At 46.7% G+C, this 16,250-nt stretch carries 14 protein-coding genes; 4 read left to right on the top strand and 10 right to left on the bottom strand.

The annotated features are described in order from the left end of the window. Positions 1–48: 48 nt before the first annotated feature. The 5 genes from ACDJ58_RS14190 to ACDJ58_RS14170 form a co-directional block, all read right to left on the bottom strand. Positions 49–2,790: a CHASE3 domain-containing protein gene (locus tag ACDJ58_RS14190; RefSeq protein WP_413378931.1), complete on the bottom strand. Its 2,742-nt coding sequence runs from the start codon at positions 2,788–2,790 to the stop codon at positions 49–51. A gap of 186 nt (positions 2,791–2,976) precedes the next feature. Then, positions 2,977–4,365 (bottom strand): class II fumarate hydratase, encoded by a 1,389-nt coding sequence (gene fumC / locus ACDJ58_RS14185; protein WP_413378929.1) that lies wholly within the window; start codon positions 4,363–4,365, stop codon positions 2,977–2,979. Between the two features lie 224 nt (positions 4,366–4,589). Beyond that, complete coding sequence (locus tag ACDJ58_RS14180; RefSeq protein WP_413378927.1) at positions 4,590–5,600, bottom strand: aldose 1-epimerase; 1,011 nt, start codon at positions 5,598–5,600, stop codon at positions 4,590–4,592. Between the two features lie 214 nt (positions 5,601–5,814). Further along, positions 5,815–6,624 (bottom strand): MBL fold metallo-hydrolase, encoded by an 810-nt coding sequence (locus tag ACDJ58_RS14175; protein ID WP_413378925.1) that lies wholly within the window; start codon positions 6,622–6,624, stop codon positions 5,815–5,817. A 184-nt stretch (positions 6,625–6,808) separates the two neighbouring features. Further along, on the bottom strand, positions 6,809–7,075 hold the full coding sequence (locus ACDJ58_RS14170; protein WP_174532100.1) for a hypothetical protein: 267 nt from the start codon (positions 7,073–7,075) through the stop codon (positions 6,809–6,811). A gap of 214 nt (positions 7,076–7,289) precedes the next feature. Between ACDJ58_RS14170 and ACDJ58_RS14165 the strand changes: the two genes are divergently transcribed. The 4 genes from ACDJ58_RS14165 (at position 7,290) to ACDJ58_RS14150 (ending at position 11,604) form a co-directional block, all read left to right on the top strand. After that, a complete protein-coding gene (locus tag ACDJ58_RS14165) occupies positions 7,290–8,522 on the top strand; it encodes an aminopeptidase (protein ID WP_413378923.1) in 1,233 nt (410 codons plus the stop codon). 96 nt (positions 8,523–8,618) lie between these two features. Next, entirely contained in the window at positions 8,619–9,851 is a 1,233-nt protein-coding gene (locus ACDJ58_RS14160; RefSeq protein ID WP_413378921.1) for an aminopeptidase, read from the top strand. Positions 9,852–10,064: 213 nt separating this feature from the next. Beyond that, entirely contained in the window at positions 10,065–10,655 is a 591-nt protein-coding gene (locus ACDJ58_RS14155) for an RNA polymerase sigma factor (RefSeq protein ID WP_063563940.1), read from the top strand. After that, a complete protein-coding gene (locus ACDJ58_RS14150; RefSeq protein ID WP_413378919.1) occupies positions 10,633–11,604 on the top strand; it encodes a hypothetical protein in 972 nt (323 codons plus the stop codon). Before ACDJ58_RS14155 ends, ACDJ58_RS14150 begins: the two co-directional genes overlap by 23 nt. 1 nt (position 11,605) lies before the next feature. Here the strand turns inward: ACDJ58_RS14150 and ACDJ58_RS14145 are convergent, their stop codons facing one another. The 5 genes from ACDJ58_RS14145 to ACDJ58_RS14125 all read right to left on the bottom strand — a co-directional run bounded on the left by ACDJ58_RS14145 (position 11,606) and on the right by ACDJ58_RS14125 (position 16,184). After that, positions 11,606–12,097 carry a hypothetical protein gene (locus tag ACDJ58_RS14145; RefSeq protein ID WP_413378917.1) on the bottom strand — a complete coding sequence of 164 codons (492 nt, stop codon included), beginning with the start codon at positions 12,095–12,097 and terminating at the stop codon, positions 11,606–11,608. A 224-nt stretch (positions 12,098–12,321) separates the two neighbouring features. Next, positions 12,322–13,287, bottom strand: coding sequence for an ABC transporter ATP-binding protein (locus tag ACDJ58_RS14140; RefSeq protein WP_413378915.1), 966 nt, complete (start codon positions 13,285–13,287; stop codon positions 12,322–12,324). Next, positions 13,280–14,263: an ABC transporter ATP-binding protein gene (locus tag ACDJ58_RS14135; RefSeq protein ID WP_413378913.1), complete on the bottom strand. Its 984-nt coding sequence runs from the start codon at positions 14,261–14,263 to the stop codon at positions 13,280–13,282. Before ACDJ58_RS14135 ends, ACDJ58_RS14140 begins: the two co-directional genes overlap by 8 nt. A 9-nt stretch (positions 14,264–14,272) precedes the next feature. Further along, complete coding sequence (opp4C, locus tag ACDJ58_RS14130; protein ID WP_413378911.1) at positions 14,273–15,214, bottom strand: oligopeptide ABC transporter permease; 942 nt, start codon at positions 15,212–15,214, stop codon at positions 14,273–14,275. Positions 15,215–15,227: 13 nt separating this feature from the next. Continuing rightward, positions 15,228–16,184 carry an ABC transporter permease gene (locus ACDJ58_RS14125; protein ID WP_090898117.1) on the bottom strand — a complete coding sequence of 319 codons (957 nt, stop codon included), beginning with the start codon at positions 16,182–16,184 and terminating at the stop codon, positions 15,228–15,230. Positions 16,185–16,250 lie beyond the last annotated feature (66 nt).

Here is a 16,250-nt window from a genome sequence, read left to right as displayed (position 1 = left end):
TAGGTTTTATTTTTATGTTAATACATGTTGAATTACAAACGGAAAAGATCAGATTCCCAATGTTTCATGACTCAGCCATAATTTCATCCGGGACAGTACCTCTTTCATATTGAGCGGTTTGCTAATATAATCTGAAGCTCCTGCCGCGATACATTTATCACGATCTTCTTTCATGGCTTTGGCAGTCAAAGCAATAATAGGGAGCTTCTTGAGATTTAATCTCTCACGTATTTGGCGAGTGGTTTCATACCCATCCAACTCTGGCATCATGATATCCATCAAGATAATATCCGGATTCGCTTCTCCGCTCTCTAACATCTCCAGGCACTCGTAGCCATTCTGAGCTGTAATCACCTTCATGTCATACTGCTCAAGGGCATTTGCCAAGGCATATACATTTCGAATATCATCATCGACAACGAGAACCTGACGACCATTCAATAATGATTCTTCAAGTGGAGTCAGCAACATCTCGATTTTGGTTGAATTCATTCCTGAAGCACTGTTTATTTCAGGAGCAGTCACGGCAACCTCGTTCAAGAACAATCTGGAGTTCTGCATAACCTCAGGCTCTTCCCTTCTAAGCGGGAGGAATAGGGTGAAGACACTTCCTTGTCCTTCGCGACTCGTTGCTGAGATTGATCCTCCCAACAGATTGGCAAGGGATTGAGAGATCGACAGTCCCAGTCCGGTTCCACCGTATTTTCGGGCTGTGGCTCCATCTGCCTGCTTGAACGCATCAAAGATCTGCAAAAGTTTGTTGTCCGAAATGCCAATTCCGGTATCACTAACCGAGAAAGCTATAACATCCGTCTCTGCTCCGTTCGCTTCAGCATTGGACAGACTCACTCTGGAGATGGTTAAGGCCACTTCACCTCCATTGGTGAATTTGAAAGCATTGGAGAGCAAATTACGCAAAATCTGGTGTAACCTCATCTCGTCGGAAAAAATCGTTTCCGGCAGAGGGCTTTGAAGCTGAATACGGAAATCAATTCCTTTTTGCTCCGCCGTTTTCAGGAAATATTGATTCATCGCTTCCGGCAGGCTTCCAAGATAGACATCATCCAAATCCACTTCCATCTCTCCGGCCTCCACTTTGGAAAGATCGAGGATATCGTTAATCAGATTCAACAGGTCCTTGCCTGATGCATGGATCACCGAAGCATATTTCTGTTCCTCACTGTTTAAGTGCTGATGTTTGTTCTCAGCCAATATCTCGGACAGAATCAGCATACTGTTCAGCGGGGTACGCAGTTCATGCGACATATTCGCCAGGAACTCAGACTTGTAACCAGAGCTTGTCCGTAACTGATCCGCTACTTCTGCAAGTTCGCTGACAGAGGTCTCAGCCACATTTTTCTGCATTTCCAGACGCTCGTTCAACATGTACAGTTCTTCTGTCTGCATATGTAATTCTTCCGTCTGGGACACCATTTCTTCGGTCTGTGCCTGCAGTTTCTCCGATTGTGTCTGCAATTCTTCATTCAACACCTGGGATTCATCATACAAATGCTGTAATTCCATGCGTGTTACGGTGGAATGTAGCGAGACCCCGAAGATTTCGATCAGTTCGGTTAGCAGCTTTGTTTCCTTTGGTTCAATCTGCTTCATGGAAGCCAGTTCGATTACAGCTATCGTTTTACCTTCAAATACCACCGGGGCTACCGTGAGTGATGCAGCTGACGCATCACCAAGTCCCGATGAGATGCGAATATAATTTTGAGGCAAGTCGTTCATCTGCAAAACTCGCTTCTCAATCGCACTCTGACCGACTAATCCCTCACCCGGTGCAACGGATACTTTACCGAGGGAACGCTCTTTCTCTCCATCTGCTGCATAAGCAGCTACACGAATGAGACGATTCTCTTTCATTGCATATAACACGCCATAAGGGGCTTCAAGCAGGATCGCGACTTGGTTTAGGAACAACCGTGACAGTCCCTCCAGACTTGTTGGGTTCTGCAGGAGCGTAGCTATGCTGGCAACCCGATCCTTAAGTCGATTCTGTTCCTGTACCGTGTCAAGCAATATGTTCGTCTCTTTACCTAAATCACCGACCTCATCTTGTGTTCGAACAAGAATACGCTGTGTGAGATTGCCGCCTTGAGATATGTCGCTGATGGTATGTTTGACTTCACGCAGGGTCTTGACGATATTACCCGAAATGACAAGCGCTGCGGCAACAGATAGTCCGGCAACGGCAGCCCATAAGGTGTACATAATGGTAAGGAGTGTGGAGCTTCGCGCTGCGAGTTCGGTCACCCGGCTCTCCGTGAGGCGCAACTCAGTGTTGCGGAAGTTCTCGAACTGGGATCTTAACAGATCAATTTCGCTTTTCCCCGGATCGGAATGGAAAAATTCAATGACTTTCTCCTGATCTCCTTGTCTTTTTAGGGCTACCGAGGCTGCTCCGGCAACATCAATCCAGCGGACAATATGTGTTTTGATGGTTTCCAGAGTCATCTGCTGGGATGGGTTATCGCTAACCAGCTCATACAGTTCGGCATAATTGGAGTTCCACTGGGTTAGTGCTTGGTTGTATGGCTCCAAATAACTTTCTTCCCCGGTAATCATGAATCCCCGCTGTCCTGTTTCCATATTCAGAACATTTTTCTCAATTGCATTGGTCAGGTTATGCACTTCCAGGTCGTGGTGGCTGATAAAATCGATTTCCTTCTGCGATGCATCAATTTGGGCAGATAGCACCAGCAAAACGGCACCAAATAACAAAACAACCACTAGATAGCCCAATAGAATTTTGGAGCGTATCGTGAATCTTCTCTTTTTCAACAACGCAGAAACCTCCAATGAAATAAACAATTCCGATCGATTAAAAAAAAGTCGCATATGTAGTTTATATGTATACGTATAGACTGACAAGCATTAGTTCACGTTCACGAACCTCACGAGCTAAAAAACGACCTGCATATGCAGGCCGCTTGTTTATTAGAATGAAGTTCGCATAATAATGATTAATTAGGCTTTCGGGGCAATCATTTTCGCTGGATCAACATACTGATCGAATTGCTCTTCCGTAAGCAGACCTGTCTGCAATGTAGCTTCTTTCAGAGACAGTCCTTCCTTATGCGCAAGCTTGGCAATTTTGGCTGCATTCTCATAACCGATGTGCGGATTAAGAGCAGTAACCAGCATGAGCGAGTTATTCAGATTATGTTCAATCTGACTGAGGTTAGGCTCAATGCCCACCGCACATTTATCGTTAAATGCAACGATGGAATCAGCAAGAAGCTGAACGGATTGCAGGAAGTTATAGATAATAACCGGTTTGAACACATTCAACTCGAAGTTGCCCTGACTTGCCGCGAAGCCAATCGCCGCATCGTTCCCCATCACTTGCGTAACCACCATGGTCATCGCCTCGCTCTGGGTTGGATTCACTTTACCCGGCATAATGGAACTGCCCGGTTCGTTCTCTGGAATACGAATCTCTCCCAGACCACTGCGTGGGCCACTAGCCAGCCAGCGAACATCATTGGCAATTTTCATCAAGTCAGCTGCAAGCGCTTTAACTGCACCGTGAGCGTAGACCACCTCATCATGACTTGTAAGCGCGTGAAATTTGTTTGGTGCTGATACAAACTCCTTGCCGGTATGCTTGCCAATTTCCTTCGCTGTATAATCACCAAAGTCAGGATGTGCATTAATTCCAGTTCCCACAGCAGTACCACCAATTGCGAGTTCTTTCATATAATTAACACTATCCCGAATCATGCGTTCACTCTTATCGAGCATCGCTTCCCAGCCGCTGATCTCCTGACCGAGTGTAATTGGCGTTGCATCCTGAAGATGTGTACGTCCAATTTTGATAATATCTTTGAATTTTTCCGATTTGTCTGCAAAAGTGGCTTTCAGCACCGCGATTGCCGGCAAGAGCTGATCTTCAACAGCAAGTACACCTGCAACATGCAGAGCCGTTGGGAATGTATCATTGGAGCTCTGGGACATGTTCACATCATCATTCGGATGCAGACGTTCTTCCTTGCCCTTTTGTTCAAGCAATTGGTTACCCAGATTCGCAATGACTTCGTTTACGTTCATGTTGGACTGTGTTCCGCTACCCGTCTGCCATACCACGAGCGGGAAATGATCATCAATCCGGCCTGCAATAATTTCATCAGCGGCATAAGCGATAGCATCCGATTTGGCAGCGGACAATTTACCTAATTTATGGTTACTGGCAGCAGCACTTTTTTTCAAAATGGCAAGAGCACGTACGACTTCCATCGGCATATGCTCGCGACCAATCGGAAAGTTCTCCTTGCTGCGCTGCGTTTGAGCTCCCCACAGCCTGTCGGCTGGTACTTTCATTTCACCTAACGTATCTCTCTCAATGCGGTATTCCACTTGCTTTTCCTCCTCCAAAAAGATGGTTTGGGTCTCTACAAAAATACGTATACATTCTTTTCTTCACAGCATCTTGCATCTGTTGATTCCAAAGTCATCTTTGGGATTTATGCAAAATGCTTTTATGAGCAAAGCTTGTGTATCTTGTCATATTATACATGATTGACTGACAGCTTTTCACCTTTTCGACAAAAATGTAAGCGTGACGCAAAATGTCTGAGTATTTATTTTTGCGGTTTGATCGGATAAAGACGGCTGGTTTGCTCGAATACTTCGCCTGGCTCAAGACCAATAAGACCGATTTCTTCAGCAGGAATGCCTTGTACATTCGGAGCGTTGACCAGGTTCATCTGTGGTTCAGGACAGAAGAAGCCACCAGTCATGTTGTTATTCCAGATCATCCAGTGCTTGTATGACGTGCCTACATCATATACAAGCTTGTCACCGGTACGATGATCGGTAAGCTCCATATAGTTGCGCCCATTCTGCGGTTCTGCAGTGTAATGGTTGTCCATGGCTGCAAAAAACGGACTAACACCCTCACCCTTTAATTGCTCTTCCTCTGGTGTAAGCGGTTGAAATTGTCCTGTAGGCAAAGAACGTTCATTCAATTCACGACGCTGACCAATCGTTATTTTGGCCGTGTAATCGGATGCCTGGCTTTCCGGTGCAAAAGGTACGCTAATGGCTGTATGGAATGCGAACAAATTCGGCATACGTTCCTTCCCGTTATTGTGGACATTCAATTGCTGCTGAAGTCCCAGACTACTCAGCGAATAACGGAGCGTCACAGTAAAGGTGAATGGCAGGTATTTGTAGAAGACATGTCCTTCCTTCACTTCCTGACTAAGCACAACATAACTCTCCAGCTCGTCAGATCCGTAGCCCTCAACCTTCCACTCGGCATCATGCAGGAATCCATGCAGATGGTTGCCTGTAGCTGGTTCGTTTATAGGTAGTTGATAGACTTCACCGTTCCAAGGGAAGCGGCCATCATCATAGCGATTTGGTGGGGAAAGAATCGGAATACCGTATACGGCAGGTGCAGCCATAAATTCGTCCATATGTTCCTGGTCCGGCTCACGCAAATAACGGAACCCCTGCTCTGTATCACGGAAAGCAACAAGGTTGGCACCCACGCTCGGAATAACAGCCGCTTCGAATTGATTAAAACGAAGCCAGACGGCTGGTATACCTCCAAATTGTTCTTCGAAAGCTGCATTTTGCTGTGTCATCGTTATATGTACCTCCTGCATACTAAGGTTATATTATACGGCTCGACTATATCATGACCGCGCACAAAATACCAATCTATGATAGAGAACAAATTCATGATGGAACGACAAAAAAGACAGCTACGAAGCTCCGTGGCTGTCCCCATCCGCTTATGCTGCCGTAATGGAATCATTCCAGATTTCAATGGAATACCCATGCATGGCATCAGCTCTATTAATCCACATATTTGCCGTGATTCGGAACGGCGGTCTGTTCGAAATCAAGATCGAGTCGCTCCAGCGAATCTTTCAGCATTTCTCCGGTTAAGGAATGTCCGTGGCCGGTAACAGCAACTATGGGCTCCAGTCGACGAATATGCTGAACCGATCGATGAGCCGCTTCCCAATCCGTCGTGAAATACGCGGGTGGACCGTGCAACTGTTTGTCCTGAAGCAGCACACTCCAGAGCGATTCCTGTTTCACGGTGACGATCGCGTCTCCCGCAATCAGGGTACGGTCATCTTTCCGGAATAGCGACACATGGCCCGGCGTATGACCGGGTGTATGCAGCCATTCCCAGCCAGAAACACCTGGGATGGAATGATCATCCGGCAGACTGAATATTCGATCATCCAGATTAATAGCTTCATTAGGATAAGCAAATGACAGCCTTGCCATCAAACCCCCACCTACAGTAGGGTCCGCGGGAGGGTAATCCTTCACACCTGTCAAATAAGGCAGTTCCAGCGGGTGTGCATACACTGGGACACCCCAGAATTGTTCCAATTCGATGACGGTCCCGACATGATCAAAATGACCATGTGTCAAAATAATCGCAGACGGTGGACCAGGAAAGCGTTCAGTTGCAACATGAAGAATCTGATCAGTGAAACTCGCCATTCCAGTGTCCACGAGCACCCAGTTCCTGCTTCCAGGCTCCCCGATGAACACAACATTAACGAACAGTGTACGCAGACTGAGGATATCGTGCGCGACTTCTTCAAGTCCCGTCATTCCTGCTGTAATCAGATTGTCAGATGCCATTCACGGTTACCTCCCATTCAGGCGGATTGTCTCTCTGGTTCCATTCATCTGTCATAGACTTCCCTTTTCTGGAGTAACTATTCCTTATTCCCAATAAAATAGACGGTGGACGCCCTGTTTCAGGCATACACCGTCTAGTATAATCAGCTACATTCCATATTAGAACAAGAACCTCTCGGTCCTATTATGCTGGGTAAGCGTCCAGTGCCGCATCAAGCAGCTGATTGTACATATCGTCATCGTTTTCCAGCAGCTCGTCCATACGCAGCAATTCCTCTTCATCACCGGATTGTTCAGTGAAATGCAGACTATAGTCCCAATCCTTGCCGTTCTTGCTCATAAACGTAATCTCATAAACTGACTTTTCGCCTTCTGCACGAAAAACCGTATTTCCTACATAATTCTTCTCATCTTCACGACGCATCTCTGCACGAATAATCTCAATATTCACAATCGTTCTCTCCTTTAATCTCTCTTCAGTTGCAGGTCTCCACAATTTATGGTAAACCTAGTTTGGTAATTATTATTGGTTAATTGTACAATATATATCGTAGCAACGTATACCTTATTCAATGAGGGAACCATACTGACTCCTTACATACCTGTAATGAGGACTATAATAACAAACAGCTACGACATTATACCAAACAGGAGGAAAAAATAGCATGAACAATTTTGAAACGAATTTACAACAATATGCCGAACTGGCTGTCAAAGTCGGTGTCAATGTCCATCCTGGGCAGACTCTCGTCGTGAACGCACCAATCTCGGCTGCACATTTTGTGCGCCTGATCGTCAAAGCCGCTTATGGCACAGGTGCCAAGCTGGTCAAAGTAAACTGGAGCGACGAAGTGGTTACACGCCTTCATTATGACCTTGCACCCGAAGAATCCTTCTCTATTGAACCGAAATGGTTCGCAGGCGAGATGACTGAACTCGTGGAAGAAGGCGCTGCTATCCTTCATGTTATTGCAGAAAATCCGGATCTGCTTGCCGGTGTACCCCAAGAACGGATCGTGACTAGTCAGAAAGTACGCGGTAAAGCGTTGGAGAAATATCGCTCCTATCAGATGGCTGATAAATTCAGCTGGTCCATCGTTGCCGTTCCTTCCCCTGAATGGGCTGCCAAAGTATTTCCTGATCTTCCGGCAGAGCAGCAAATCGATAAATTGTGGGATGTCATCTTCAAAACCGTTCGCATTGGTGAGCAGGATGCTGTCGCTGAATGGAAAACGCATTTGTTGAATCTCGACTCCCGCGCTGATCTGCTCAACGAGAAGAAATACAAAAAGCTTCACTATACAGCCCCTGGCACAGACCTGACTATCGAGCTTCCTGAAGGCCATCTGTGGGTATCCGGTGGCAGCATCAATGAGCAGGGACACGTCTTCGTTGCCAATATGCCTACAGAGGAAGTGTTCACCGCTCCACTGAAAACCGGAGTTAACGGTACAGTTCGCAGCACCAAGCCACTGAGTTATGGTGGCAACCTGATCGACGGCTTCTCCATCACTTTCGAAAATGGTCGAATTGTCGATTATACTGCTGAACAAGGACTCGATTCATTGAAAAGCTTGATCGAAATGGATGAAGGCGCACATTATCTGGGCGAGGTAGCTCTCGTTCCACATCAATCGCCAATTTCGGATACGAATATTTTGTTCTACAACACCCTCTTTGATGAAAATGCATCCAACCATCTGGCTATCGGTAACGCCTATGCCTTCTGTCTGGAAGGCGGCAAAACGATGTCCAAGGATGAATTGATCAGCCATGGCATGAACTCCAGTCTCACTCATGTGGATTTCATGATTGGATCAGGAGAAATGAACATTCACGGTGTCACTTCCGAAGGTAGCGAAGAGCCAATCTTCCTGCAAGGCAACTGGGCTTTCTAATTTAAACGATGTAAATTAAACGGTGTAAATGAGAGAGAGGGTCACTCCTCTCTTTTCCTGCGTATGCGGGGCATTCATGATATGGAGGAACTAGATATGTTGAGTTTTGAACAAAAACTGGATCGTTATGCTGAACTGGCCGTAAAAGTTGGAGCCAACGTTCAGCCCGGACAAATCTTCGTCATCAGCGCGATGATTGATACAGCTGAATTCGTGCGTTTGTTGGTGCGCAAAGGCTACGAGGCCGGAGCAAAGAAAGTTATCGTCAAATATGGAGACGAAACTGTCAATAGGCTGCGGTTTGAAATGGCGCCTGAGGACTCTTTCCAAGACCCACCGAAATGGCATGCCGCTGAACTTGAGGAGCTGGCAGCGAACAATGCTGCGTTCTTGACCATATTGTCATCCAGCCCGGACCTGCTAAAAGGCATCGATCCAGAACGTATTTCCACCCATCAGCGTACATACGGTCAGGCGATGTCCAAATACCGTCAGTATCAGCAGGCCGACAAAATGAGCTGGACAGGAGTAGCCTGTCCTTCGCCGGATTGGGCCGCCAAAGTCTTCCCTGACCTTCCCCCTGCCGAGCAGGTGAAACAGCTCTGGGAAGCCATCTTTGCTGCTGTAAGAGCCGATCTGGAAGATCCTGTAGCGGCTTGGGAGCAGCATATTGAGCGTTTGGAGCACAAAGCAGTTGCCCTGAACAGCAAAAAATATAAAACTCTGCATTTTGTTTCTCCGGGAACCGACCTTACCGTTGATCTTCCTGAAGGGCACATTTGGGCGCAGGCTGGCAGCATTAACGAACAAGGCACCCGTTTTGTGGCCAACATCCCGACAGAGGAAGTGTTCACAGCACCAGCCAAATATGGGGTGAACGGCAAAGTGTCCAGTACCAAACCGCTTAGTTATGGCGGAAGTATCATTGATCGCTTCTCTCTTACGTTTGAGAACGGACGTATCATTGATTTCCACGCTGAAGAAGGTCAAGATACACTAGAAAGACTCATCAATATGGATGAAGGTTCGCATTATCTCGGTGAAGTCGCTTTGGTGCCCTTCCATTCTCCAATCTCGGAAAGTGGTATTCTCTATTACACAACGCTATATGATGAGAATGCTTCATGTCACCTCGCGATCGGCAGTTCCTATGCTTTCAATATTGATGGTGGCAAAACCATGTCAATCGAAGAGCTTGCAGCTCGCGGCATGAACTCCAGCATTACGCACGTGGACTTCATGATGGGATCGCCGGAAACGAACATTTACGGTGTGACAGCGAATGGCGATCGTGAAGCCATCTTCCTGAACGGCGATTGGGCTTTCTAAGCCATTTGTATCTATTATTCTACGATTATTAAATAACACATAGAGGCTGCCCTACTGACCATGATTTACTGGTTAGTAAGGCGGCCTCTCTCTATTTCGGCTATACTTTTTCTGCTTTTGTCGGACTAACCTCCCATTGTATCGCTTCCATATAATGTTGTAAAATGAAATGATACCAATGTTTGTGGATTGTTCACCAGAAAGGAGAACATCATGGCCAATCGGCTCCAATTACTCTTAGCCTCAGATTTCCATAATTTGGGCCCTCAGCTTCAAGAAGAAGTGTACTACGAATACTATAATATGGTACATGGTCTCATCGTTTACATCATCAAAGAACGTGCTGCAGCAGAAGATATCATTCAGGAAGCTTTTATCAAAATCATTAAAAACAAACCTCTCTTCGACAACGAAGTCAAACTGAAAGCCTGGCTGAAGGTTGTCACACGGAATACCGCCATTAATTATCTGAGAAAAAATAAAAATAACCGTAACCAACTGGATACGGATAGTGTTTTTATAGATATGGAGACAATTAATCAGACGGCAGCTTCCGTAGAGAGCACGGTGGAGACTCAAATGATGCAGGAATCCATCGAGTTCTATCTGGAACAGCTTAAGCCGGAATACCGTGTACTCGTGGAGCTGCGCTGGAAAGAGGGTCTTTCCTATCGGGAAATGGCTGATCTGCTTGATACATCCGAAGAAATTGTGAAGCAACGTTTGTTCAGAGCCCGCGGAAGTATCAAGAAGAAATTACATAAGGAATGGGGTGGAAGTATTGAGCAAAGGCAAGTCCGATAAGCATATTGATTCATTCGATTCAGAGCTGGAAGACGATTTTTTCGATGCCGCGTTTGATATGGCTTTTGACGAAGCCTTCCATCAGGCTGTATCTGCCACCCCTGCTTCCAACACCGAACCCATGCGTCAATCCTGGCTCCGAGTTCAAAAGGAAATTGTCCGGGTTGGCGTACGCAAGAAAAGAATGCGCACCATACGTTTATCCGTCATTGTTGCTGCGTCCGTGACCATCGGCGCCGTCATCTTCAGTATGCCTACCGGGACGCAAGCTGTTTCTCCCTTTGTTCAATCAATTAAGGACTGGGGCAATGGTATGAAATCCATTGTTATCGAGGATCGTACTACTCATTTGGGCGCTGATCCGTCGACAGCCAAGACACCTCCACCTCCTGAACGAGGAATCAATGAGGCTCCCACATTTTCCAGTGGAGATGAACAACCCGAAGAAGAAGGAGAGATTAAACTCCCCTTCTATGAGGAGTCACACTTGCTTGAACCTATTGTTGTAACAAAGGATATTGCACGCTCGGGATTTATGGGTGATTTTTTGTTATCAAAAGCGATTCCCGAGCGGTTTACAAAGATCAAATTTGAGCTCATGCTGGATACCCTCAATCCCGTCAATCCGGAAGATTATTACGAATCTCAACGAATGAGGGTTCGTTATAGCGGCGAAGGCAAAAATGGTGAAGAAGAAGTCATTCAGTTTGATTATGCCTATGTTTCGCCCGGTCAGATCATTGAGGGGCCTATGCTTCGCGAAACAAGTATCGTAAAATTGGCTGATGGCAGCGATGCATTTATGTACCTCGGCCCCCCCTATAATACCTTTCAATGGATGATGGGTTCTGTCAACATGAGCTTATTCGGAACCGTCTCGGAAGAAGAGATGACTGCCATTGCCAATGACCTGCAGGAACAAAAATTTCCAGGTAGTACTCGCAAGTAAATTAAAATAATACGTTGCTTGAAATATGTGTTGTCGTCTCAGGCTTGACCCCATCGTCGGCCGTGTGAAGACTGACGACTCGATAGTAATATCCGGTTATAACGGTCCAGTTCGATTGGGCATTCAGGGTCTGCGTTTGCGTTTTCTTCTTGGAACCGGATTGATAGAGTATCCAGGCCGATCCCGTCCAGCGCTCAAGTCGATAATCGACTTGCAGCGATTTCATTTCCGAGAAGGTCGTTGTTGTTGTATTTACAACCGCAGTCAGCCCCCCTCCAGGTGTAACAGTCCCCTCTGCCTGATAAATATATTTCGGGGAAGTCAGTGCATGAATACTTGGTTCCAAGGGCGGTGGTGGTGGAGTAAGCGCGTGAGGCTGGATACTTGGACTGGCTACAGCTACCCCGGCGGTTGGTATGGCAAGAATTATGGGTGCCGATAGTGCTGCAACAATCATGACTTTCAGCATGGACGTTATTCTTATTTTCCGCATATGTATCCACCCTTCATTTTCCAAATTTGATTTTGTGTAAATATTAAACGGATGTAGTGGTTAGAAGGTTTCAAAAAAATAAAAGACGCTCCGACTTACATGTCGGCAGCGTCTTTTGGTTCTTTGATGCATCTTCGTGTGAATACATACAGAATGGATGAAACCTAAATAATTCCATTCCGTATCCATAAGATAACGTTGATATGAAATTATTCTCACATGCCTCAGACCAAATGACAGGCTACAAAATGATCCGCTCCTACGTTCCGATACGCTGGAATTTGCTGCTTGCAGATATCTTCTGCCCATGGACAACGTGTATGGAACTTGCAGCCAGTTGGCGGATTCACCGGACTGGGGATATCCCCTTTAAGCACAATTCGTTCCCGTTTCAATTTGGGAATCGGCACAGGTACAGCTGATAGCAAGGCTTTTGTATACGGATGCAGTGGATTGCCGAACAACTCATCTCTGGAAGCCGTCTCGACCATGGAGCCCAGATACATTACTCCAATGCGGTCACACAGATGTTCCACCACACTCAGATCATGCGAAATAAACAAGTAAGCAAGGCCACGCTCTTGCTGAAGCCGTCTGAACAGGTTGATAATCTGAGCCTGAATGGACACGTCCAGTGCAGACACCGGTTCATCTGCGATAATCAGTTTTGGATTTAAGATCAAAGCTCGCGCAATCCCAATCCGCTGTCGCTGTCCACCAGAGAACTCATGGGGAAAACGATCAATATGGTAAGATGACAATCCGCAGGCTCCGAGAACCTCCTTGACGAGATCACGAACCTCGCTTGCGGTCGCCAACCGGTGATCCAATACAGCCTCCCCGATCGCATCACCAATGCGTATGCGCGGGTTCAGTGAACTGTAGGGGTCCTGGAAAATAAGTTGAAGCTGCGGACGGATCTTACGCACTTCCTGCATAGACAAATGATGCAAGTCTACACCTTGAAAACGGATCTGTCCCTCCGTTTTCTCCGTTAAGCGAACGATGGTTCTTCCAACGGTGCTCTTGCCACTTCCGGATTCACCCACTAATCCAAATGTCTCGCCTTCATGGATTGTGATGCTGATATCATCGACCGCTTTCACATGGGCTACTGTACGATTCAATAAACCTTTGCGCACTGGAAAATAGGTTTTGAGATGTTCGATTTCCAATAGAGGTTCAGACATGACTCAACGCCTCCTCATACAGCCAGCATGCTGCCTTTTGTCCGGGTCCAAGCTGCTTCAGCATAGGCATTTGCGTGGTGCATATCGACATACAGTGCTCACAACGATCAGCAAAATGACAGGAATCTTTTAAGGATAGTGGATCAGGTACATGTCCGGGTATCGAATACAATTCATCCTGCCGTTGATTGATAATGGGCTTGGAGCGAAGCAATCCCTGAGTATATGGATGTTTGGGAGACTCAAATAATTGCACAACTTCCCCCTCTTCCACCACTTTGCCTGCATACATTACAACGACATAATCCGCCATTTCGGCTACAACGCCAAGGTCATGCGTGATCATCAGAATGGAGGTTCCCGACTGGGACTTGATGTGTTGTAACATATCCAATATCTGCGCTTGAATAGTCACATCCAGTGCGGTGGTTGGTTCATCGGCGATTAAAAGTTTCGGGTTACATGAGATGGCAATGGCAATCATAATGCGCTGCAGCATGCCTCCACTCAGCTCATGCGGATAGCTGTTTGCAATCTGTTCCGGGCGTGAAATACCAACTTCGGCGATAAGTTCAACCGCTCGTGCGCGAGCCTGCTTTTTACTCATTTTCAAATGTACAATCAGCGGCTCCATTAATTGCTCACCGATTTTCAGCACGGGATTCAACGAGGACATTGGTTCCTGGAAAATCATGGAGATGTCATTGCCACGGATGGCACGCAGCGAGGATTTACTTTCACGGAGCAGATCCCGTCCACCAAAACGGATCGCACCACCTACCACCTTGCCTGCCGGTTCTTCAATCAATCCCATGATCGACATAGCGGTTACACTTTTGCCACAGCCTGATTCACCAACGATGCACACCGTCTCCCCTTCACGTACATTCAGGCTTACGCCGTCGACGGCTTTGACATTGCCTTCTTCCGAGTAAAAATGAGTTTCAAGTTGTTCAATTTCAATCATATTCTGCATAGGGCGTGCTCACCTTCTCTTCTGTTTGGGATCTAATACGTCTCGAAGACCATCACCAAAAATGTTAATGGCAATAACGGTCACGAAAATGGACAGCCCTGGCGGAATCCATAACCACGGATGCTGTTGAAAATCAATCATGTTGTTGGCCGCATCGATCATATTGCCCCATGTAGGCGTTGGCGGCATGACACCCAGTCCAAAAAAGCTGAGTACCGACTCGCTGAGAATGGACCCACCGATATTCAGAGTCGCCATGACGATAAGAAGCGGAACGATATTGGGCAGAAGATGGTGAAACAGTTTGCGACGGTCACGCAAGCCAAGAACAACAGCAGCCTGCATGAATTCCCGCTCCCGCAAGCTTAACATCTGTCCCCGTACCATTCGGGCCATACCGGGCCAGTTGACAAAGCTGAGCATCAACATGACGATATACATTCTGGAATCCGGCGGAACTTTCCAATCCGATAACAAAGCGCCGAAAATGAACAGCAGCGGCAGTCCCGGAATCGTAAGCAGCAAGTCGGCAATCCGCATAATGACCTGATCAACAATACCGCGATAATATCCGGCAATAGCTCCAAGCAAGGAGCCGATAAATACGGATAGAACCATGGAGGCGAGACCAACGGTGAGCGATATACGACCAGCCATCAGCACACGGGTAAGCACATCCCTACCAAGCGCATCTGTTCCAAGCCAGTGATGAATGCCGGGACCTTGTTTCATCGCTGTCATATTGATCTTGTTATCGGTATAAGGTGAGAACAGCGGTCCAATGAAACAAGCCACAAACATCAACAAAACCACGATGAATCCGCCAACGGCAAGTTTGTTTTTGAGTAGTCTTCGGAGCGACAATTTCCATAAAGAAGACTTGGCAGGAACCTTTAAAGGTAAGGCAGATTCTGCGGCATTTCTCGTTACAGACGATGAAGAGATTGTCATTTTCATAGCCCCCTTATTGCAAACGGACACGCGGATCTGCGATGTGGTAGAGCACATCAGACAGCAGCGTTCCAATGACGGTCAGGATGGCGATAAACATGGTAAAGCCCATCAGTAGCGGATAATCCCGCAGTGAGAAGGACTGCATATATAACTGACCGATACCGGGCCAGCTGAATATTTTCTCAATAATCAGTGAACCGCCGAATAAGGACGGCAGCTCGAATCCAATCAGTGTTATCGCAGGCAACAGAGCATTGCGCAAGGCATGGGTGTATAACACTTTGCTTTCTTTTAATCCTTTGGCTCGTGCTGTTCGAATATAATCCTGCTTGATCACATCAATCATGTTGCTGCGGAAGTAACGGGTAAGTGAGCCTACCCCAAGCAGAGTCATAACAATTACAGGCAAGGTCATGTGCTGGATCACCTCTTTGACATAGGCCAGACCGGTGGCATTACTTCCTGTGGTCATCATGCCGCCTGGAGGCAACCATTTTAAGTCAACCGCCAGCAGTTTAATCAAAAACAATCCGATAAAGAAGGATGGCACCGACATGGCTGCAAATATGCCTATCATCACGAAAGTATCGAACCACGAGTACTGCTTATAGGCAGCAATCACACCAATAATAACCGCGATGAACCAGGTCAGGAACGTGGTCACCGCAGCTAACAGGAATGAATTCCAGATATATTCGTTAAACAGCGCGAGCACTGGCTTTTGTTGTGCCAATGAATATCCGAAGTCCCCGTGTACAGCATTTTTCATCCAGATGAGATACCGTTCGATAACTGGCTTGTCCAGTCCATACAATTCTCGCAGCTCGGCCTTGCGCTCGGGACTCAACTTAATGTTGCTGGAGATGTAGTCGCCAGGGGTAAGTGCATACAGGCTGAATATCAGGACGGAAGCGGCCAGCAAAATAAGAACCATGTATGTCATCCGTTTCACAATGTAAGTGCTCATATCAGGCTCCTTATCAATGCGTCCCCTGTATCTGCGACATCGCAAACACAAGGGACGTTTTGTTTA

Origin of the sequence: Paenibacillus taichungensis, from assembly GCF_047302525.1 — a bacterium.
Classification (GTDB): domain Bacteria; phylum Bacillota; class Bacilli; order Paenibacillales; family Paenibacillaceae; genus Paenibacillus; species Paenibacillus taichungensis_B.
Note: the sequence above shows the minus strand (reverse complement) of the source record. Positions and strands in the feature narration are given on the sequence as shown.

Bases quoted from the DNA above. Each gene is read 5' to 3' on its own strand.
- ACDJ58_RS14155 (WP_063563940.1), top strand. From the start codon at position 10,065: ATGGCCAATCGGCTCCAATTACTCTTAGCCTCAGATTTCCATAATTTG.
- ACDJ58_RS14175 (WP_413378925.1), bottom strand. From the start codon at position 6,624: ATGGCATCTGACAATCTGATTACAGCAGGAATGACGGGACTTGAAGAA.
- ACDJ58_RS14125 (WP_090898117.1), bottom strand. From the start codon at position 16,184: ATGAGCACTTACATTGTGAAACGGATGACATACATGGTTCTTATTTTG.
- ACDJ58_RS14180 (WP_413378927.1), bottom strand. From the start codon at position 5,600: ATGACACAGCAAAATGCAGCTTTCGAAGAACAATTTGGAGGTATACCA.
- ACDJ58_RS14145 (WP_413378917.1), bottom strand. From the start codon at position 12,097: ATGCGGAAAATAAGAATAACGTCCATGCTGAAAGTCATGATTGTTGCA.
- ACDJ58_RS14140 (WP_413378915.1), bottom strand. From the start codon at position 13,287: ATGTCTGAACCTCTATTGGAAATCGAACATCTCAAAACCTATTTTCCA.
- ACDJ58_RS14165 (WP_413378923.1), top strand. From the start codon at position 7,290: ATGAACAATTTTGAAACGAATTTACAACAATATGCCGAACTGGCTGTC.
- ACDJ58_RS14135 (WP_413378913.1), bottom strand. From the start codon at position 14,263: ATGCAGAATATGATTGAAATTGAACAACTTGAAACTCATTTTTACTCG.
- opp4C (WP_413378911.1), bottom strand. From the start codon at position 15,214: ATGACAATCTCTTCATCGTCTGTAACGAGAAATGCCGCAGAATCTGCC.
- ACDJ58_RS14160 (WP_413378921.1), top strand. From the start codon at position 8,619: ATGTTGAGTTTTGAACAAAAACTGGATCGTTATGCTGAACTGGCCGTA.